The sequence below is a fragment of the Streptomyces sp. NBC_00667 genome, from assembly GCF_036226825.1.
GTDB lineage: Bacteria > Actinomycetota > Actinomycetes > Streptomycetales > Streptomycetaceae > Streptomyces.
The window spans coordinates 6585648-6606610 of record NZ_CP109022.1 but is presented as its reverse complement, the minus strand read 5'-3'; the positions used below and the strand labels follow the sequence as shown (position 1 = coordinate 6606610).

Below are 20963 nucleotides of genomic sequence, written 5' to 3'. Positions count from 1 at the left end.
AATGGCCGTGTCCCCGTCCGCTTTCGACCTCGCCTACGACGAGCTCCGCGCCCGCTGGCCCGAGTCCACCGAGGAGCGTGACGTCGCCACACCGTACGGGCGCACCCGCGTCCACGTGTACGGCCCTGCGGACGCGAGCCCGTTGGTGCTGCTGCCCGGCGGCTCCGCCACCGGCCTGGTCTGGTTCGCCAACGCACCGGCGCTCGGGGAGCGGTACCGCGTCCATGCGGTTGACCTCCTCGGCGACGCCGGCCGCACCGAACGCCGGGGCACACCGCTGAGGAGCGCCGACGACCTCGTGGCCTGGCTGGATGCGCTGCTGGACGGGCTCGGGCTCGCCCGCGTCCACCTGTGCGGCCACTCGTACGGTGCCTGGCTGGCCGTCAGGTACGCACTCCGCGCACCGCAGCGGGTGGAGCGCCTCGCCCTGGTCGACCCCACCCAGGTCTTCGCGGGGTTCCGCCCCGGCTACCTGCTGCGCGCGCTGCCCTCCCTGCTCCGCCCGAGCCGGACGCGCGCCCGCGCCTTCCTGGCCTGGGAGACGGGGGGCAGCTGCCCGGACGAGGCCTGGCAGCGCCTGTACGCGCTCGCGACCACCGTCCCCGGTCGCAAGCTCGTCGTCGGCGGCCGCGCCCGGCCCACGGACCTCCGCATGCCGGTCCTGGTGCTGCTCGCGGAGCACAGCCGGGCCCACCACGCCGAACGGATCGCCGGCAGGGCCCGCCGGGCGCTCGCGCGGGGCGAGGTGGCAGTGCTCCCCGGGGCCACCCACCACTCCCTGCCACTCACCGCGCCCGAGCAGCTGAACGGTCAGCTGCTGGACTTCCTGCGCTGACGGTGCGAAGCCCTACGGCTGCTTTCGTCGCCGGGGGGCCACGCGGTAGGCGGGCCAGGGGCGGCCGGCCGGCCGGGCGACGCGGAGCCCGTGCGGCGGAAGGCGGCCCGGTAGGCGCTGGGGCGATGGCCCGTGTGGCGGGCGAAGAGGGCGGCGAAGGTGCCGGGGTCCTGGTAGCCGACGGCCGCGGCGACGGCGGCGACGGTGCGGTCGGTGGTTTCCAGGAGGTGGCGGGCGCGGCGGACGCGGGATGCCTGCAAGTGACCCAGCGGGCTGCGTCCGGTCTCTTGGGCGAAGCGGCGCAGCAGCGTACGCGTGCTGACCCGGAAGGCGTCCGCGAGCGCGGCGAGGTCGTACCGTTCGGCGAGGTTCTGGTCGAGCCGGCGCATGACCCGCTGGGAGAACTCCCGGCCGGGCTGCGGGAGGAGCCGCGGGTCGACGTACGGCATCTGGGAGGTCCGCGCGTCGTCGACGAGCGCGATCCGGGCGGTGGTCCGGGCCACCCGGGCGCCGTGGTGCCGGCGGATCAGCTCCAGCGCGAAGTCGTACATGGCGCTGAAGGCGGCCGTGGTCGTCACCCCCGTATCGGTGACGACCAGTTGCTCGGGCCGCACGTCGGCGTCCGGGCAGCGCCTGGCCAGTTCGCCGGCGTACAGCCACGACGTGGTGGCCCGGCGCCGGTCGAGGAGCCCTGCCTCGGCGAGCAGGAACGCGCCGACACAGAGGGAGACGACGGCGGTTCCGGCGGCGGCCTGCGCGCGGATCGCCGCGATTTCGGGGGCGAGCCGGGCGAGCCGGGCATCGAGGTCCGTGTCCGGGTGCAGTTCGAAACCGGGGACCACGAGGACGTCGACCTCGCGCACCGGACGTACGTCCAGGCTCGCGCCGCCCGAGGCGGTGACCCGGCGGCGGGGCGAGACGACGTACACCTGGCAGCCGGGTGCTTCCGGTCCGGCGACGTGCCCGGCCATCGTCAACAAGTCGGGCACGCCGAACACTTCGGAGGCGAAGCAGCCCGGGTACGCCAGGACCCCGACCCGCAGCGCGCCCGGACCGGCGCCCGTACCCACGTCGTCCCGCGCCTGCCGCGCCACCCGCGCCACCGCTCCCGTACCCCCTGGTGTCCCCGGCCCCGAACTCCCCGACCGAATGCCGCTCGCCGCACCGCGCGTGGCGAGATTACCCCTGTGCTCGGCGATCCCGCCCCTCACCCGCGGCTGGTGACGGGACCAGGCTGGTACCCATGAGCGACGATGATCCGATCACCGACTTCACCCGCCGGACCGTGGCCGTGGAGGGGGTGGAGAAGACGGTGTACGTGGCCGGGGCCGGTCCCGCGGTCGTGGTGCTGCCCGAGATGCCGGGAATCAGTCCCGACGTCCTGCGGCTCGCGCACTGGGTGCGCGACTGCGGCTTCACCGTCCATGTGCCCTCGCTGTTCGGGACGGACGGCGCCTTCCCCACGGTCGACGGCGGTAGGGAGGTCGTCCGCCGCGCCTGTGTCAGCGCCGAGTTCCGCGCCTTCGCCGGGGGCGGCACCAGCCCGGTGACGCTCTGGCTGCGCGGCCTGGCGCGCCGGGCCCACGCCGAGTGCGGTGGGCCCGGAGTGGGCGCGATCGGGCTGTGCTTCACCGGCAACTTCGCCCTCACCATGGCCCTGGAACCGGCTGTGATCGCCCCGGTGGTCAACCACCCGTCCCTGCCGCTCGACGACCCGGGCGCAGTCGGACTCGGTGCGGCGGACGCGCGTGCGGTACGCGACCGGCTCGACCGCGACGGACTCACCGTCCTCGCCTACCGCTTCGAGGGCGACCGCTGGTGCACGGGGCAGCGCTTCGCCGCCTACCGCGCGCTGCTCGGCGACGCCTTCGACGGGAGGGTCCTGCCCGACAGCGCCGCCCACCCGGCCCCGCCGCCCTTCTTCGCCGAGCTGGTCGGCACGCCGCACAGCGTCGTCACGGCCCACCTCGTCGACGAGGCAGGTCACCCCACGATCCGGGCCCGCGACGAGATCCTCGCGTTCCTCACCGACCGCCTGCACCCGCACGGGAGCGGAGCGCCGGCCTGATCGTCCGGGCGCGCAGCGGTGCGGGCCGCCGTCCGGTGAGGTGGCGGCCCGCACGGGTGGCGTCGTGGTCAGCGCCGCGGTCGCAGGACGAGCCCCGGACCGGTTCGGGGGGCGGCGCCCTGGAGGTCCACGGGGTAGAGCCCGCCGGCGGAATGGGTGTCCGTCTGGTCCTCGTAGTGGGGGGAAAGGGGGTGTCCGGAACTGCCGTGCCGGAGGACGTCCCTCAGGTGGGGGCCGGGTCCGGCCAGTTCGGCCACGAAGCGCCAAGGGGCGCCCTCCACGACGGCGCCTTCCCGGTCGGGGGTCATCAGACAGACCGAATGCCCGCTTCCGCCCACGGGCGTGGTCCTGCCGCCGAAGAGGCCGGCCAGTGCCGGTACCGCCTTCGCCAGAGGATGCCGGTCCGCCAGCACGTGGACGTGCTCGTACCGCCAGAGCGCGGGCCGTGTGCCGTGCGCCCGTGAGATCCGGCCGGCTGCCTCGGTCAGCGCGCGGGACACGACGGCCGCAAGGGGTTCCAGGTCTCCGAGCCGCTCCCTGGCCTCACCGTCCAGCAGGATGTGGTCGACCTGGAGGGAGATGTCCGGCATCTTGCCGGCCAGATCGGCGCCGAGCCTGCTGGTCACCCAGTGTTCCGCCAGGACCTGCATCAGGCGGAAGAACACCAGGGGTGCCGCCTGGTCGGCCGCGTCACGGCCGTCCCAGTCCTTGAGCAGTTCGTGGCAGGCCCTGGCGAGCCGGTCCTCGGGAGGCTGCTGGTCCAGCGCTTCCAGCAGGGCCGGCAGGACACGGCGCGCGCGACCGTTGGCGGTGTCGCCCTGCCATCGAGCGCAGTCGTCGGCGGTCACCGGCCCCGCACCCAGTATCAGTTCCTCGATGCGCTCCGCCCGGTAGGGAGCCACCCAGTCGATACCTACCTGGACGGGAGCGTCGTCGGGGACGAGCTTGTGGTTGGCCGAGACGATGTACCCCTCCTCCGGGTTGACCGTTTCCGGCAGTTCATCGAATTCCAGGAACCGCTCCCAGGACCGGGCGACTTCGCTGTATGCGCCCGGTGCGAGGCCGCTGGCCGGCCTGCGTGCGGGGACCAGTCCCGCGGTCTTGAGAGCGATGTCGCCGTCGCGGCAGGCCACCATGACGTTGAGCACCGGGACTCCGAAGCCGCGCAGCGCATCGCGGAACTCCTCGTAACCGCGCGCGCGCCACATCAGCTGGCAGCCTTCTATCTCCGTGGACGGGGTGAGGCCGCTCCAGAAGAGCCCGTACCTGCCCGCGTCGTCATCCGCGGCCGGCGGGTCCATCTCCACGTGCCGGACACCGCCCGCCGCCCTCACGACCACGTCGTCTCCCCCGCGTACGGAGATGGTGCTCTCGATCTCCCAGGTGCGTTCGGCGCCGCTCAGGGAGTCGAGGGTGCACAGGTCCTGGGTGTCCACCGTGGAATTGGTGATGCCCCAGGCGAGGTGCCGGTTGGCGCCCGCGATCAGGCCCGGGAGGCCCGGGACGGTCACGCCGTATCCGTCTGCGGCGTCTTCCCCGTCGGCGGTGACCTTCAGCCCCATCTGGTACCACAGGCTGGGCTGGGTGAACAGGATGTGCGGGTCGTTGGCCAGGAGCGGATGACCGGTGGCGGAGCGTTCCCCCGACACCGCCCAGGCGTTGGACCCGATGGGGTGTTCTCCGCGCAGGAGCCCCTGGAGCCAGTCACGGGACCCGAGGGGGAGGGCGTCGACGTGTTCCGAGCGCAGGACCGCCTCGTCGGTGCTCCCCGCACGGTCCGCCGAGCCCGGCCCGGCGGGTTTCCTGATGGTCACGGCCCCGCCGTCCGGGTACTTCGGGTGCAGGAAGGACGCGGCGCACGAGGGATGTTCGCGGGTCAGCCGGGCTCTGAACGTCTCGTTCTTGATGTTCACCCCGAGGTCGAAGCCCAGGTGTTTGACGATCACGAGGGAATCGACCGGTGTCCAGGGCTCGGGACGGTAACGCAGCAGCATGAACTCCGGCGGAAGGCCTGCGCGCCGGCGCATCCGTCGTAGGGCGGTGTTCACGCCGCGGCTGAAGGCTTCGAGGGCGGCCCTGCGTTCCGGGCCCAGAAGTTCCTCCGAAGCCCGCGCCACCCGTTCGAGCGCCAGCTTCCTGGCCCGTACGTCATCGGGCAGTGCCACGGCGCCGAAGATCTCGGACAGCGTCCCCTTGGCCCTCCTGCGCAGTACGTCCATCTGCCACAGGCGGTCGGTGGCCTGCGCGAAGCCCGCGGCGAAATAGAGGTCCCCGTCGTTGTCCGCCTCGACCCAGGGGATGCCCCGGTGGTCCCGGCGGATGGTCGCGCCCGACACGATGCCCTCGTACCGCTGAGTGCCGGGGCGGGGCCGGGCCCATCGGCTCGGTGCCGCGAGGATGCCGAGTGCCCGGTCGCGCAGGGAGCCGCGGAGGGAGTCGCGGAAGGATTCACGCCTGCTCATGGGAGACCGTCTCCTTCCTTGCGGTGTGCTCTTCCCGACGGGTCAGGCCGGGGATGCGCCGGCCCACCACCAGGTAGATGAGCACGCTGAACAGGGCGAAGCTGCCGAGGACGAAGAACATGGCCGTCCCGCCGTACCAGGCGAGGATGAGGCCCCCGGCGAACGGGCCGACGAAGCCGCCGAGCTGGGCGATGGTCTGGGCACCGAAGTAGCTGCCGCGCCGGTCCTCGGGAGCGATACGGTCGATGATCGCGAACTCGGCGGGAATGATGAAGGTCTCTCCGATGGAGAAGACGACCATCGCCACGATGAACTGCCATGCCTGGCCCGACAGCCCGAACCCCGCCATGCCGCCGAACATCAGCAGGCCGCCCAGCACGATGGAGCGCACCGGTTCGAGCCTCTGGGAGATGCGCGAGGCCAGCAGCTGGAAGAGCACGACCGTCACGGCGTTCGTGGTCAGCAGGTAGCTGAGGATCTTGACCCCGTCCTCGAACCCGAGCGAGAGGTGCTGGGCCAGGACCCCGGAGATCTTGCTGTGCACCGCCTCCAGCAGCAGGCCGGCGATGATGAGGCAGAGCAGCGTCCGGTCCGTCGCGAGGGCCCGGAAACTTCCCCTCAGCCCTTCGAGGACCTGTCCGAAGAGCTTGCTCTCCTCGGTCGTCCGGCGGGTGGGGCCGGCCGCTCCGGAGGGCCTCAACAGGATCGCGGAGCCCAGCAGGACGAAGTAGCCCACGTACACGGCGGCCGCGATGAGGAACGTCTCGCGGCCACCGGACAGGCCCGTGAAGGCGCCGATCATCGGGCCGGCCGAGAAGCCGATGTTGACGGCCAGGTACTGGTACGAGAACCACTTCACGCGCCGTTCCTGCGGCAGCAGATCGCTCAGCAACGCCTTGGCCACGGGCCCGAACGAACTGCTGCTCAAGGAGAGCGTCGCGTTGAAGACGAACACGCTCACGAGGCTGTGGCTGAGGTAGAAGCCGATGAAGGACACGACGACACCGAGCAGCGACAACAGGAGCAGCGGGGTGCGCCCGAGGACGTCGGAGACGGAGCCCCCGACGAGCCCCGCGAAGATCGCGAAGAACACCGACGAGCCGACGATGAAGCCGATGGTGCCCGGCTCCAGGCCGAGTTCCCGGCTCAGGAACACCGCGAGGAAGGGAATGCTGATCGAGTTGGCGAGCATCATGATGCCGGAACCGGCGACCAGGAGCCTGGCCAATGGGGGTGCAGCGGTGGTGGTGCGCGTCGTCATCGTGCGGTCCCCTGCCCGGCTTCGCTGAGGCGGGCGTCGTGCCGGTGGAAGAACCGCTGCATGAGCAGGGCGGTGTCGCGGGCGCCCGGATGGCGCAGCATGCTCTCGTGGCCCGCATCGACGCTCGCGCAGGACAGTCCGCCGGCCGTGATCCGCTCCCAGCCCTCGCGCGGGCTCTCGGCGGTGCGGCCACTGTCCTGGGCAGCCTCGATCAGGAGGACGGGCGGTACGTCGGACGGTACCGCCGGCCACGTGAGGCAGGACATGCGGACGAACATCTCCAGGGCTTCGTGGAGCCCCCCGCCCAGCAGTTCGAGGGCGTCCGGGCCGAGGAGCTCCTCCACCTTGTCCAGCAGGGCGTCCTCCGGCATGGTCCACAGCGCGGCCGGATCGGCCTGCGAGGCGGACGCGCTCAGGCTGGGGAACAGGTCGGCCAGTGTGCCGAGGAACGCCTGGAGGCGTTCGGTGCGTGAGGTGGCGAGTTGACGCTGGACCGCCGCCGGGGTGAGGGCGTCCAGCACCACCAGGCTCTCCACTCGGACGCCGCGGGAGCGCAGGGCGTCGGCGACGTAGGGGCTCAGGGCGCCGCCGTAGGAGTGGCCGACGAGGTGGATCCTGCGTCCGGCCGCCGCTTCGTCGATGATGCGGGCGCATTCGCCCGCCAGGGAGTCGATGGACAGGGCGGCGCCCTGGGCCTGCGCGATGGCCCTCGTCGACAGTGCGTAGAAGGACCGGTCGCCGAAGTGCGCGGACAGCTGGACGTAGGACGCCCCGAGTCCGAGTACGCCGGGCAGCGCGAACACCGCCGTCTCGCCCTCGGGGTTCTGCCTCAGGGGGAAGAGGCCGTGTACCGTGCCCGTGCCCGTGCCCGTGCCCGTGTCGCCGGCCGCGCCGCGCGGTGCGGCGGTCAGGGTGGAGACCGGGGCGTCCGGGTCGTCCAGGACGGTTCGCAGCAGCCGGCCGAAGTCCCCGGCCATCTCCCGGACGGTGCCGCTGTGGAAGAGGTCCGTGTTGTAGCGCCAGCGCAGGGTGAGGCCGCCTCCGGCTTCGAGCACGTCGAGGACCAGGTCGGTCTGTACGTCCTGCTCCGGTGAGTGGACCAGGGTGACCTCCAGTCCTTCCAGGTCCAGCCGGGCGGCTTCGTTGTTCTGGTAGGCGAACATGATCTGGAAGAGGGGCGAGTGCGCGGCGCTGTGCTCGGGCTTGAGCCGCTTGACCAGGTGGTCGAAGGGCACGTGCTGGTGCTCCAAGTCGTGCAGGGTCCGTTCCCTGACCTGCCCGAGCAGCTCGCGGAAGGTGAGATCACCGTCCACGTGGGTGCGCAGCACGACCGAATTCACGAACATGCCGATCACCCCCTCCAGCTCGGCGTGCCGCCGGTTCGCCACGGGGCTCCCCACCACGATGTCGCGGTCGCCCGAGCGGCGGGCCAGGAGCACGGCGAACAGGGCCTGCAGCAGCGTGAAAGGAGTGGCGTTCTCGCCGTGGCCCAGCGCCCGCAGTTCCTCGGTGAGCGGCGTCGCCAGTGACTCCTCGTGGATGCCGCCCGCGTGGGTCATGTTGCGGGGGCGCGGCTTGTCGAGCGGCAGCCCGTGCACGACGGGCAGTCCTTCGAGCCGCTTCTGCCAGTAGTCGATGTCCTGCTCGGCGGCGCCGCTGTCGGCCCAGCGGTCCATGCTGTAGGCGTAGTCGCCGTATTCGACGCTCAGCGGGGCGAGCGGGAGGTCCGTCGCGGCCGCGTCCTGCTTGAAGTGCGCGTAGAAGTCCACCAGTTCACGGCTGAGCACGGAGTTGGACCAACCGTCCGAGGCCACGTGGTGGGCGGTGATCAGGAGGGCGTGCAGTCCCTCGGAGATCCGGACCAGGCGGACCCTGAGCGGGTCGTCCTGCTCCAGGTCGAAGGGGCGCGCGAGTTCCTGCGCCGACAGCCGCCGTACCGCGCTCATCGGGTCCTCGCCGGGGTCCGTCCCGAGGGCTTCCGTCCGCAGGGTGAACCGGCCGGGCGTCCGTACGACCTGAACCAGCTGTGTGCCTTCCAGCCGCAGGACCGTGCGCAGCGGTGCGTGGCGGTCCACGATGGCCCCGAAGGCCCTGCCCAGCGCTGCGGCATCCAGGTCCCCGCGCATCAGGACGGTCTGGTGCAGGTTGTAGGCGGCGCTCTCGGGTTCGAGCGCCGCGAGGAAGTAGAGCCGCCTCTGGGGATCGGTGGCCGGCGGGTGGACGCCCGCCGGCGCCTTCACCAGCGCCACTCCGCCTTCACCGTGCTGTCCCTCGGAGGACGCGTTGCGAACGGCCTCGGCCAGAGCGGCGGCGGTCGGTTCCCGGAGGAAGTCGCGCAACGGCACGTCGACGCCGAACTCGCGCCGGACCCGCGCCAGCAGCGTGATCGCGACGAGCGAGTGACCTCCGAGCTGGAAGAAACCGGTCGTCGGGTTGGCCCGCTCCAGGTTCAGGAGCTCGGCGATCATCCCGGCGATCCGCACCGCCGTGGTGTCGGAGGCGGACTCCTGCGGCTCCGCCTCCTGCGCCTCGCCCAGGACGGTGGCCCGGTCGGGGTCCGGGAGGGCGCGGCGGTCGAGCTTGCCGTTCTGGGTCATGGGCAGCGAGTCGAGCGGGATGAACACGCTGGGGAGCATGTACGGGGGCAGCGCTGCCGAGAGCTGCTCCCGCAGCGACACCGCGGTCACGCCGGGCGCGCGGGGGACCACGTAGGCGATCAGGCTCGTGCCCAGCCCGGGGAGGTCCCGCGTGGTGACGGCGGCCTCGCCGAGCGAGTCGAGCGCGCGCAGGGCGCCCTCCACCTCGCCCGGCTCCACCCGGTACCCGCGGATCTTGACTTGGTCGTCCTTGCGGCCGAGGTAGGCGTAGTCGCCCGCCCCGGCCGACTGGACGAGGTCACCCGTGCGGTACCCGCGCCCGGCTCCGCCGGGCAGCTCCACGAACCGTTCCCGGTTCAGCTCCGGACTCGCCAGGTAGCCCTGGGTGACGCCGGGCCCGGTCACCACGAGTTCGCCGGTCTCACCCGGCGGGACCTCACGCATCTCCTCGTCGACCAGCAGGAAGGCCAGGTCCGGAAGGGGGCCTCCGATCAGCGACCGGGACTGTGCGAGGTCCGCCTCGCGCACCCGGCGGTACGACGCGTACACCGTCGTCTCCGTGGGCCCGTACTGGTTGATCAGCTGGGGTTGGGCGTCGCCGTACTTGGCGACCCACGGCCGCAGGTCGGAGAAGTGCAGGGCCTCGCCGGCAAGCACGACCCGGCGCAGCGGCAGCCGCTCCGCGCGCCCGGCGTCCTCGGCGATCAGCTGGTTGAAGGCGGTGGGAGTCTGGCTCATCATCGTGACCCGCTCCCGCTTGAGCAGTTCCCACAGCGCCCGCGGGTCCTTGGCCACCTCTTGCTCCACCACGACGACGCAGCCGCCGTACAGCAGCGCCCCCCACATCTCCCAGACGGACACGTCGAAGGCGAAGGTGTGGAACAGCGACCAGACGTCGTCGGCGGTGAAGTCGTAGAGCGCTTCCGAGACGTGGAACAGCCGCAGGACGTTGCCGTGTGACACCTGGACGCCCTTGGGACGGCCGGTCGTACCCGAGGTGAAGATGATGTAGGCCCGGGTGTCGCGTCCGATGCCGGTGGTTTCCGGGAGGTGCCCGGGCGCGGGCAGCTCGCCGTCCGCGTACACGACGGGGATGCCGGCGGGTACGGACCGGGCCAGCTCCCGCGAGGTGATCACCACGGACGGAGCGGCGTCCTCCAGGATCAGCGCGAGACGCGCCGGTGGTGTCGCCGGGTCGAGCGGCACGTAGGAGGAGCCGGTGCGCAGCACCGCCACCGCGGCGGCCACCATGTCCGCCGAACGCTCGAGCAGCACACCCACGGGGCGGGAGGCGTCGCCGCCCCGCGCCAGCACCGCGGAGGCGAGCACGTTGACCCGGTCGTTCAGCTGCCGGTACGTCAGCGACCGGCCGCCGCACCGCACCGCGTCACGCTCGGGGAAGGCCGTCACCGTCTCGGCGAAGGCCTCTACCAGGCTCTTCGCACCGGCGAGGGAGCGCGCCGGCACCGGGTTCACCCGACCGGAGCTGCCGCGGAGAGCCACTCGGCGGCGGAGAAGGTCTGCACGATCTGAGGTCATGGTTGGTTTCCTTCTTGGACCAGCGGATTCGCTGCCATGTCAGAGGGCCAGGAGCAGGGCTGAGAGGAGGCCCTCCGCCTCCACCCGGGCGAGGAAGTCCGGCCATTGCGGGGACTCGACGGCACGCGCCGCCTGGTGCGCGAAGTCCACTTCCTCGCGGCTGACCGCCTGCCAGGCCGCCTGGAGGGCGGCGAGGTCTTCCGCACCGGTCAGGACGATGTCGCCGAGCTCGGTGTCCGGCTGCTCCAGCAGGGCTTCCAGGACCCTGTCGACGGCGTCGACGAGACGCTCGACGGTGGCGGGGGTGAACAGGGTCGCGTCGTACTGGACCGTGAGGTGCAGCCCGGAGGGGTCCTCGACGAACCGGAACAGCAGATCGAAGAGGGCCGTTGCGGGCGGAACCTGCTCCAGGGCGGCCGAGATCCCGGGAAGGGCGTCCAGGTCGAGGGGGAAGTTGTCCACGGTGACGAGCACCTGCACCAGGGGGGAGACCCCGGGCGTCCGTTCGCCGCCCGCTTCCCGGACGATCTCCTGGAAGGGCATCTGCTGGTGTTCCAGGGCGGACAGCGCGCTGGAGGCGACCGAGTCGAGCAGCCGCGCGCCCGTCGTCTGCGGTTCGACGTGGTAGCGGAACGGCAGGGTGTCGGCGAAGTAGCCGATCAGGTTCGCCGTTTCCGGGAGCCCGCGTCCGGCCACGGCGGACCCGATCACCAGGTCCGACTGCTGGGCGAAGCGCGACAGCACGGCCGCGGTGGCCGCGTGGAACACCATGAACGGGGTGACCCCGCGCGCTCGGGCGAGCTCGCCGACGCGCCGCGTCATCCGGGGCTCCCAGTCCTTGACCTGGTGGCCCGAGGTCCGGCTGCGGTCTTCGGTGCGCTCCTGGTCGGTCACCAGGGCGAGTTCGCCCTGGTAGCCGTCCAGGTAGGTGCGCCAGAAGGCGGCCTCCGCGGAGCCCGCGCCGGACGGCTGCTCCTGCTGCCACAGCGCGTAGTCCCCGTACTGGACGGGAAGTTCGGGCAGCCGTGGGGTGCGGCCCTCGCGGTGCGCCAGGTAGGCCTCGGTGATCTCGCGGATGGCGACGTCGGTCGACCAGCCGTCCGACACCACGTGGTGGCTGCTCCACTGCAGGACGTGCTGCGTGGGCGTGAACCGGTACAGACGCGCCACCACGAGTGGCCCGCGCTCGAGGTCGAAGCGGAGAGCGCCGGTCTGCCGGCGGACGTACTCCTTCATCGCTTCGGCGTCGGCCGCCTCTTCATGCGACGCGTCGACGACTTCGAGCCGGACGGCCGCCCCGGCCCGCGGGGTCTGGTACGGAACGCCTTCCCGGTTGCCGAAGCGCATCGAGAGGATCTCGTGGCGGCCCGCCAGGGTGTCGACAGCGCTGCGCAGCGCTTCGACGTCGAGGTCGCCCCGCAGGTGCAGCAGCGTGGTGTTCTCGTAGGAACGGTCCTGCGGGTCGACCTGGTTCAGGAACCACAGGCTGGCCTGGTTGCGGGCGAGCGGGAACTCCCGCGGCCGTCGTTCGAGGGGGGTGATGCGCGAGGGGGGCGTGGCGCCGGCCGCCGGGGACCCGACGAGTTCCTCGACCTGCTGGGCCAGTGCCCTCGGGGTCGGGTTCTCGAAGAGCAGGCGCAGCGGAAGGTCCACGCCGAACCGGTCCCTGAGGCGGGCCATGACCTGGGCGGCGTGCAGCGAGTGTCCGCCCAGGGCGAAGAAGTTGGACAGGGCCGCCGGCGGACGGGCGGTGCGGAGCACACCGGCCCAGACCTCGATGACCGCGGCTTCGGTCGGTGTGGGCGGAAGACTGTCGTCCTGCGTGGTGGTGTCCAGGTCCGTGAGGTCCCACGCCGCGAGAGCCTTGGTGTCGACCTTTCCGTGCGGGGTACGGGGCAGCTCGCCCAAGGCGATCAGGTAGTCGGGCACGGCGTAGCGCGGCAGGAGCGAGCCCAGCCGGTCACGCAGTTCGACGGGCGAGACCTCCAGCCTCAGCAGCGTGTCACCGGCGGCCGCGCCGGAGTTCTGCACGGCCTTGGGGACGTAGAAACCGACGAGCTGCTTGCCGTGTTCGCCGTCGGCCCGCACCGTGACGGCGCTCTCCTGCAACGTCTCCACGGTGGCCAGGGCCCGTTCCACCTCGCCCAGTTCGATGCGGTGGCCGCGTATCTTGAGCTGGGTGTCGATCCGGCCGAGGAACTCGAAGCCGCCGTCCGCCAGTTGCCGGCCCCGGTCGCCGGTGCGGTAGGCGAGGACCTCGGGTGATTCCCCGAACGGGTCCGGCACGAAGGCGGCGGCGGTGCGCTCCGGGTTGTTGACGTAGCCGCCGCCGACGCACAGGCCGCCGACGTAGAGCTCGCCGGGGGTGCCGACCGGCACCGGCTCGCGGTTGTCGTCCAGGACGTAGACCTTGGCGTTCCTGATCGGCCGGCCGACCTGCACGGAGGCGGCCCGCTCGTCGGCCACTGCGACCACTTCGTAATGCGTGCAGTCGTCGGAGACCTCGGTGGCGCCCCACATGTTGAGCAGCCGCACGTCGGGAAGCTGCGCACGGAAGGCGTTGGCGCACTTGGGGGTGAGGGTCTCCCCGCTGGAGACCACCCAGCGCAGGGCGAAGGCACCGAACGCGTCGTTGCCGTAGTGCGCCAGTTCCGCGGCGAACACGCTCAGCACGGTGGGGGAAACCTCCAGCACCGTGATGCCGTCCTCGGCGACGGCCCGCAGCAGCCGCGAGGGGTCCTGGCTGACGGCGTCCGGGTAGATCACCGCGGTCGCGCCGGCGGCGAGCGGTGCGAGCATCTGCCACACGGAGATGTCGAAGGTCGCCGCGGCGTCCTGCGACACCCGGTCCCCGGGACGGATCTCCAGCGCGTCCAGCTTCGCCTGGATGTGGTTGAGCATGCCGTCGTGGCGCAGCAGTGCTCCCTTGGGCTCGCCGGTGGAGCCCGAGGTGAAGATGATGTACGCGTCGTCCCTGCCGCCCGGCAGCCGGCCCCGGTACGGTGCGCTGCCCTCGGCGGAGGCCAGCAGGGGCCCCAGTTCCGCCACGCGCACCGAACCGCCGGTGGCCTCTTCGGCCGCGGTCCGCGTCTGCCCGTCGCACAGGACGAGGTCCGCGCCGCTGGTCCGCAGCATGGCGGCGACGCGTTGTACGGGTCCCGCGGGGAGGGGCAGGTAGATCGCGCCGGTCCGCATGACGGCCAGCGTCGCCACGAGGTAGTCGATGTTCCGCTCGGCGACCACGCCGACGACCGTCCCGGGTCCCGCACCGAGCTCGTGCAGCACGGTCGCGGCGGAGCCGGCCCGCTCGGCGAGCCGCTCGTAGGTGATGGTCTCGGTTCCGCACAGGGCCGCGATGCGGTCGGCGTGGGTGGCGGCCCTCTCCTCGAACACCGGGAAGAAGCCGTCCGCGCGGAGCGCCTCGGCCGGCTCGCCGTACCCGTCGAGCAGCCGGTGCCACCGCTCCTCGCCGAGCAGGGTGCGCTGGCTCGGCACCGAGCGGGGGTCGGCGGCCAGGTCGTCGAGTGCGTTGCGGTAGACCTCGCCGACGAGGCGCAGCTGGTCCTCGGTCATCCGCCGCATGTTGGCTTCGAGGTCGAGGGACAGCAGTTTGGTGAAGGGGTCCTTGTTGAACTCCGTGCGCAGCGTGAAGTGCGTCTGGATGTAGGCCTTGGCGTCGAGCACTTCGAGCGCGGTGGCCGAGGCGAGCTGCTCGTAGCTGTGGAAGTGGGTGTAGTTGAAGCTGATGTCGGTGAGTTCCCGCACGTCGATGAGCCGCTGCAGACGCGCGTAGGGGAACCGGCGGACGGGAAGGAGCTGCTGCTCCTTGGCGAAGGCTGCGGCGATCAGGTCGTTCCAGGCGCCCTGCCGGCTGTTGAGCTTGTACGGCACGACGTTCAGGTGGACCCCCATCACGTCGGCGCCGCCCTCCTCTTCGGAGCGGCCGTTGGACTCGACGCCGAGCACGACCTCGCTGCTGCCGGTGAGGCAGGACAACACCCTGGCGTGCACGGCGAGCAGCACGTGCTTGAGCGACACGTTGTGCTCGCGGGCGATGTCGTCCAGCGCGTGCGACAGTTGGGGGTCGATGTCGACGCTGAGGAAGCCCATCGTCCCCTCGTGCCGGTCTTCGGGCCCCTCCACGAGGCGCGGAAGCATCGTCGGAGTGGTGTCTTCGAGTTCCTGTCGCCAGAAGTCCTCGATGGCGGGGTCGGCAAGTGCTCCCTGCTCCAGGGCGATGTAGTCGGCGTAGCGCCGGACGGGACGGGCGGCCGCTTCCTTCTGCGCTCCGTCGCGCAGGGCCCAGTAGTCGGCCAGGATCTCGGTGATCAGGGACGACTCGCTCCAGCCGTCGAGCAGTGCGTCGTGGAAGCTCATGGAGAACATGAACTCGTCGTCGGCGAGCTCGTGGACCGTGAACCGCATGAGCGGCGGATTCGTCCAGTCGTAACCGACCCCGCGCTCCGCCAGCTGCCACGAGTCGAGTGCGGCCTCCTGCTCCGAGGGGGACAGGTGGCGCAGGTCCTCGGCCGTGACGTGGGTGGCGGCGTGGGCGTGGACCAGCTGGAGGGGCTCCGAGTAGCCGTTGAAGTCGAACGACGTGCGCAGGATCTCGTGCCGGTCCACGGCCCGTGCCACTGCGCGCTCCATGGCCTGGTGGTCGTAGGCGGCCTTGAGCCGGAACATGAAGATGTCGCAGTACATGTTGACGTCGGCTTCGTAGGCGCTGTGGAACAGCAGGCCCGCCTGGAGGGTGCCCACGGGGTAGGCGTCGACGACGTCCCCGTCGGGGATCAGGCCGCGGTCCTCGTCGCTGATCAGGCTGAACGGTGCCACGCTCGGCGACGCGGTCTCCGGGGCCTGTTCGCGCACCGCCACCTCGGCGAGGGCGAGCGGGGTCTGCAGGGCGTAGATGTCGCGCAGCTCCAGGGTGATGCCCTTCCCCAGGGCTTGGGCGCGCAGCTGCAGCGCCATGATCGAGTCACCGCCGATGCTGAAGAACGAGTCGGTCTCCGTCACGCCGGTGATGCCGATGACGTCCTCGAAGATCTCCACGATGGCCCGGGCGTCCTCGGAACCCCCCGCGGGTGCTCCCGATGCCTCACCGGCGGGCTCGCGCAGGCAGTTCGCGGCCGAGGCGGCCGGCAGCTCCTTGCGGTCGACCTTGCCGTTGTGGTTCATGGGGATGCTGTCCACGGGCACGACGAAGGCCGGGATCATGTAGTGCGGAAGCCGCTCGCGCAAGCGGGAGAAGAGCTCGGCCGGGTCGAAGCCCTCGCCGCGCACGACGTAGGCCACGATCCGCGGTCCGGACTCCGCCGAGCGGTGGTCGCCGCGCGATCCCCCGCGAATGAGGTCGCGGACGTCGGTGATCCTGGCCGAGACCGAGCGTTCCTTGACGACGGGGTTCGAGGGGGCTTCGGGTGTGGTGACGACCACGGCGGCCTGGGTGATACCGGTGACCGCGCTCAGCACCGCCTGGATCTCGCCGAGTTCGATCCGGAAGCCGCGGATCTTGACCTGGTCGTCCGCGCGGCCCTGGTACTCGTACTCGCCCGTCCCGGTGATCCTCGCCAGGTCTCCGGAGCGGTATCCCAACCCGCTGTGGCCGGGGAGTTCGACGAAGCGCTCGCGGGTGAGATCGGGGCGCCCCAGGTAGCCGAGGGTCACTCCGGGACCGGTGACCACGATCTCGCCCACCTCGCCGGCGGGCACCTCCCGCAGCTCGTCGTCGACGAGCACGAAGCCGAGGTCGGGCAGGGGCAGGCCGATCAGGGATCCGGCCTGGGACAGGTCCTGCTCCAGCACCCGGCGGAAGGAGGCGTGCACCGTCGTCTCGGTGATGCCGTACATGTTGATGAGCTGCGGGGTGTCGTCCCCGTACTTGGCGACCCAGCGCCGCAGGTTGCCGAAGTGCAGTGCCTCGCCGCCGAAGACCACCCAACGAAGCGGCAGCCGGGCCGCGTGCGCGGCGTCCTCGACGGTCAGCTGGTTGAACGCCGTGGGGGTCTGGCTGAGCATGGTCACGCGTTCCCGCTGGAGCAGTTCCCAGAAGGTACGCGGGTCCTTCGCCACTTCCTGTTCCACGACGACCACGCAGCCGCCGTACAGCAACGCGCCCCACATCTCCCAGACCGAGAAGTCGAAGGCGAAGGAGTGGAACAGCGACCAGACGTCCTCGCAGCCGAACCCGAAGAGTGCCTCCGTACCCGAGAAGAGCCGCAGCACGTTGCCGTGGGACACCTGCACGCCCTTGGGGCGGCCGGTCGTACCCGAGGTGAAGATGATGTACGCGCGGCTGTCGGCTGCGATGCCGGGGTGCGGCAGTTCCTGCGCCGGGACGGGCAGCTCGTCATCCACGCACACCACCTGGAGGCCGGAGGCGAGCGAGCCGGCCAGCTCCCGCGTGGTGACCACCACGGAGGGGTCGGCGTCGTCGAGGATCAGTTCGAGCCGCGCCGTGGGCGTCGCCGGGTCCAGGGGCACGTACGAAGATCCGGTGCGCAGCGCCGCGAGGGCCGCCGCGATCATGTCCACCGAGCGCTCCAGCAGGATGCCCACGGGGCGACTCGGGTCGTCCGAGGCCCTGATCAGTGCGGCCGCCAGGGCGTTCACCCGGTCGTCGAGTTCCCGGTACGTCACGGCCCGGGCGCCGCAGCGGACGGCGTCGCGCGTGGGGAAGGCACGCACCGAGTTCGCGAAGCCCTCCACCAGGTTTCCCACGCCCGCCAGGGTTCCGGTCGGAAAATCGTGTTCCTGCATCGTTCCAACTCCAGATCTTCTGCTTCTTCAGCGGGAATGGGCGTTGAGCTCGCGCAGAGCGGTCCGGAACCCCTCGGCGACGGCTTCGGCCACGGACGCGTCGACCACGTTCTTCTGGTGGACCAGCCGGAACACCAGCCGGTCGTCGTGCCGGGTGCCGTAGAGGCTCAGGGCGAAGGCCACGTCACGGGGCCGCACGTCGACCGCCCGGACCTCCACGTCGCCGAGCATCTGGCGGCAGCCGCTCGACGGGAGGGAGAAGCCCTCCGCCAGGCGCGTGTCGGCGGTCTGCTGGAACGTCAGCGTCGCCTGGAAGAGCGGGTTCTGTCCGTGCCGTTCCGGCTTCAGCTCCTTGACGAGCCGGGCGAAGGGCAGGTCGGCGAAGTCCAGTGCGTCCCGCAGCTCCTGCCAGGTGCGGTCCTCAAGGCTGTCGAGGCCCTCGCCGTCCCGGAAGTCCCCTTGCAGGGGCATCATGTTGACCAGGTAGCCCACGGTTTCCGCGAACCGCCAGTCGGTCCTGCCGTGGTGGGGGCTTCCGATGACGATCTGCTTCTCGCCGACGGTCAGGTACAGGGCGTGCAGGTAGGCGGAGGCGAGCGTGACGAACGGCGTACGTCCGTGGGCCTGGCTGCGGGTGTAGATCCGGCGGGTCGTCTCCGCGTCGATCTCGAAGTCCACGGTGCCGGCCGGATTGCGGTCGGCCGGGGCGGCCGCCCTCGGCTTGAACAGCAGCTGGTTGCGCAGGGGCCGCCACCGGTCGGCCCAGGTCTGCAGCCGCTCGTCGGCGGCGGCGTCCGGTGCACGACGGGCGCGGGCCCATTCCAAGGCCGTCGCCGGTGACCCGCCGGTGGGCGCGGGGGACTTCTCCAGCCGGATTCCGGGCAGCTCCTTGAGGATTTCGGTGAGGACCGTACGCAGCGACCAGTGGTCGACGACGGCGTGGTGGCAGACGAGCATGAGCACCGTCGCGTCCGAGGTGAGTGCGGCGGCGGCACGGACGAGCGGTCCCTCGGTCAGCGAGAAGGGCCGGTGGGCCACCTCGTCGAGGTAGGCGTCGACGGCCGGGTCATCGTCGTCCGCGAACCGCTGTTCCTGCCAGTCGACGTCGCGGCTGTCACGCACCAGCTGGGTACCCGTCCCCAGGGGGCCGAGGACGGTGCGCAGGGCCGGGTGGCGTTCGACGGCCCCGGCCACGGCGGACCGCAGGAGGTGCGGCTCGTAGGCCCTCGACAACCGCACCGCGATGGGCAGGTTGTTGGCGGTGTCCTCGGGGAGCAGCTCGGAGTAGAACTGCATCTGGATCTGGCCATCGGCCGCAGGGCCCTCGGCCGGCGACCGGTCCGGCGCCGGCTCCTGCGCCTCGGCGCGGGCCGGCGGTTCGGCGGTCAAGGCCGTGATGGCCTGCGCCACCTCGTCGAGCGAGCGGTCGCCGTAGAAGAGCCGGCTGTCGATACTCCGCTGGAAGAGCTGCTCCAGGGCGGCCTTGAACGCGGTGAGCTTCAGGGAGTCCAGGCCCAGTGAGGCGAGCGGCTGTGCGAGGTCTTCCCCGCTCGGCGCGCCTCCCCAGCGCCCGGCCAGCTGGGCCACGAGTGCGTCCCGCACGGCCTCGTGGCGCCGGACGTCGTCCAGCAGGTGCAGCGAGGAGGTGTCGGACGCAGGTACGTCGGCCGCCTGCCCGTGTTCGTCCCCCCGTGTCGCGCTCACCACCCGCAGGCCGCCGGCGAGGTACCGCGTCCGCGTCTCGGCCCTGCGGATCTTTCCGCTGGAGGTCTTGGGGATCGAGCCGGGGTAGACGAAGACGACCTCGGCCAGGTGGAGGTCGCACTCGGTGCCGACCGTACGGAGCACCTCCCTGCTGACGGCGGCGAGGGTGTCCGGGTCGTCGCGAAGGAGCGTCACGGAGGAGCGTTTCACCTCGGCCACCAGCACGACCTCAGGTGCGTCCGGGGCCGGCTGGAACGCCGCGGCGCACCCCTTGCGCAGGTGGGCGGAGGCGAGCGATCCCACGGTTTCGATGTCGTGCGGGTAGAAGTTGCGACCGGCCACGATGAGCAGGTCCTTCATGCGTCCTACGGGGTACAGTTCGCCCTCGTGGAAGGCTCCGAGGTCACCGGTGCGGAGGAAGAGGCCGGGGTGTCCCTCGATCCGCGCGCGGAACGTTTCCTCCGTGGGGCCTTCGGCGCCCCAGTAGCCCTGGGCCACTCCCCTGCTGCGCACGCAGATCTCGCCGACGCAGCCGTCCTGTACGGCGCGCCCGTTCGCGTCGCGGATCACGATCTCGGTGTGCAGGGCGGGGCGCCCCGCCGACACGATGCCGACTCCGTCCTCCGCCTGCGACCCCAGAGCCGGGGCGAGCCGGCCCTGCTCCACCGTGCGGCGGTCGAAGACGTGGGCACGGTACCCGGCCGTCGGCTCGGCGCCCGAGACGAACAGGGTGGCTTCCGCCAGGCCGTAGCAGGGGTAGACGGCGCCGGGGTCGAAGCCGTGTGCGCCGTAGACGGTGGAGAAGTCCCGCAGGGTCCTTTCCACCACGGGTTCGGCGCCGTTGAACGCGATGCGCCAGCCGCTGAGGTCGACTCCGGCGAGGCGGTCGGCGTCGTACCGGTCGACCAGGAGCTGGTACGCGAAGTTGGGGCCGCCGGAGCAGGTGGCGCCGAACCGGGCGATCGCCAGCGGCCAGATCATCGGATCGTAGACGAAGGCGAAGGTGTTGAGGAGGACCGACCTCAGCCCCATGTAGAGCGGCAGGAGCGCCGCCCCGATCAGACCCATGTCGTGGTAGAGCGGAAGCCAGCTGAGGATCACGTCGCCGGACCGGACGCCGAAGCCGTCGGCGATGGCCTCCTCGTTCTCCGCCAGGTTGCGGTGGCTGACCATCACCCCCTTCGGGGCGCCGGTGGAACCGGAGGTGTACTGCAGGAAGGCCAGTTCCTCACCGTCGGTGCCCACGGGCCGGTACGTTGCCCGGTCGGTGGCCGCCAGGGTCTCGATGAGGTGGGTCCGCAGGTCCTCCGAGCCCTCCGGCTTCGGCAGGTCGGCGAGGTGTTCGGCGAGTGCCGCGGTGGTCAGGGCGTGGGTGGGACGGCAGCTCTGGATGACGGCCTCGATGCGGTCGAGCTTCGCGCCGGGGCGCGGCAGGTAGAGCGGAACCGCCACGACCCCCGCGTACAGGCAGCCGAGGAAGGCGACCAGGTAGTCGAGACCCGGTGGGAAGAGCAGCAGGATCCGGTCTCCGCGTCGCGCGGTGGACTGCAGGGCCGCGGCTATCCTCAGGGACGAGTCCTCCAGCTCCCGGAAGGTGACGTGCTGCTCGACCTCCAGGCCGGTTCCCACGAAGGTGTAGGCCACGTCATCGGGGCGCTCGCCGGCCCAGTGGGAGAGTGCCGCGGGGATCGACGGGAACCTCGGTTCGGTGTGGACTCCGGTGCTTGCCCGCATG

The 20963-nt window shown here is 71.4% G+C and carries 8 protein-coding genes; 2 read left to right on the top strand and 6 right to left on the bottom strand.

What is annotated here, in order from left to right:
• The first annotated feature begins 1 nt into the window (after nt 1).
• Complete coding sequence (locus tag OHA81_RS29930; protein ID WP_329201078.1) at nt 2-835, top strand: alpha/beta fold hydrolase; 834 nt, start codon at nt 2-4, stop codon at nt 833-835.
• Here the strand turns inward: OHA81_RS29930 and OHA81_RS29925 are convergent.
• Nucleotides 811-1929, bottom strand: a complete 1119-nt coding sequence (locus OHA81_RS29925) for a GlxA family transcriptional regulator (RefSeq protein ID WP_329201077.1) — start codon at nt 1927-1929, stop codon at nt 811-813. The two genes, OHA81_RS29930 and OHA81_RS29925, sit on opposite strands and share 25 nt — an antisense overlap.
• A 149-nt stretch (nt 1930-2078) precedes the next feature.
• Between OHA81_RS29925 and OHA81_RS29920 the strand changes: the two genes are divergently transcribed.
• Entirely contained in the window at nt 2079-2903 is an 825-nt protein-coding gene (locus tag OHA81_RS29920) for a dienelactone hydrolase family protein (RefSeq protein WP_329201076.1), read from the top strand.
• 68 nt (nt 2904-2971) lie between these two features.
• Here the strand turns inward: OHA81_RS29920 and OHA81_RS29915 are convergent, their stop codons facing one another.
• The 5 genes from OHA81_RS29915 to OHA81_RS29895 form a co-directional block, all read right to left on the bottom strand.
• A complete protein-coding gene (locus tag OHA81_RS29915; protein WP_329201074.1) occupies nt 2972-5365 on the bottom strand; it encodes a penicillin acylase family protein in 2394 nt (797 codons plus the stop codon).
• Nucleotides 5352-6626: an MFS transporter gene (locus OHA81_RS29910; RefSeq protein WP_329201072.1), complete on the bottom strand. Its 1275-nt coding sequence runs from the start codon at nt 6624-6626 to the stop codon at nt 5352-5354. Before OHA81_RS29910 ends, OHA81_RS29915 begins: the two co-directional genes overlap by 14 nt.
• A complete protein-coding gene (locus tag OHA81_RS29905; RefSeq protein WP_329201071.1) occupies nt 6623-10762 on the bottom strand; it encodes an amino acid adenylation domain-containing protein in 4140 nt (1379 codons plus the stop codon). The genes OHA81_RS29910 and OHA81_RS29905 overlap by 4 nt, the downstream gene beginning before the upstream one ends.
• 39 nt (nt 10763-10801) lie before the next feature.
• Nucleotides 10802-17485 (bottom strand): non-ribosomal peptide synthetase, encoded by a 6684-nt coding sequence (locus tag OHA81_RS29900; RefSeq protein ID WP_329201069.1) that lies wholly within the window; start codon nt 17483-17485, stop codon nt 10802-10804.
• A gap of 66 nt (nt 17486-17551) precedes the next feature.
• The gene (locus OHA81_RS29895) at nt 17552-20962 is read right to left on the bottom strand and encodes a fatty acyl-AMP ligase (RefSeq protein WP_329201067.1); all 3411 of its coding nucleotides are present in this window, start codon (nt 20960-20962) and stop codon (nt 17552-17554) included.
• Nucleotide 20963: the final 1 nt, after the last annotated feature.

Excerpts from the sequence above, each read along its gene's own strand:
- OHA81_RS29915 (WP_329201074.1), bottom strand. The coding sequence starts at position 5,365 with ATGAGCAGGCGTGAATCCTTCCGCGACTCCCTCCGCGGCTCCCTGCGC.
- OHA81_RS29930 (WP_329201078.1), top strand. The coding sequence starts at position 2 with ATGGCCGTGTCCCCGTCCGCTTTCGACCTCGCCTACGACGAGCTCCGC.
- OHA81_RS29920 (WP_329201076.1), top strand. The coding sequence starts at position 2,079 with ATGAGCGACGATGATCCGATCACCGACTTCACCCGCCGGACCGTGGCC.
- OHA81_RS29905 (WP_329201071.1), bottom strand. The coding sequence starts at position 10,762 with ATGACCTCAGATCGTGCAGACCTTCTCCGCCGCCGAGTGGCTCTCCGC.
- OHA81_RS29910 (WP_329201072.1), bottom strand. The coding sequence starts at position 6,626 with ATGACGACGCGCACCACCACCGCTGCACCCCCATTGGCCAGGCTCCTG.
- OHA81_RS29895 (WP_329201067.1), bottom strand. The coding sequence starts at position 20,962 with ATGCGGGCAAGCACCGGAGTCCACACCGAACCGAGGTTCCCGTCGATC.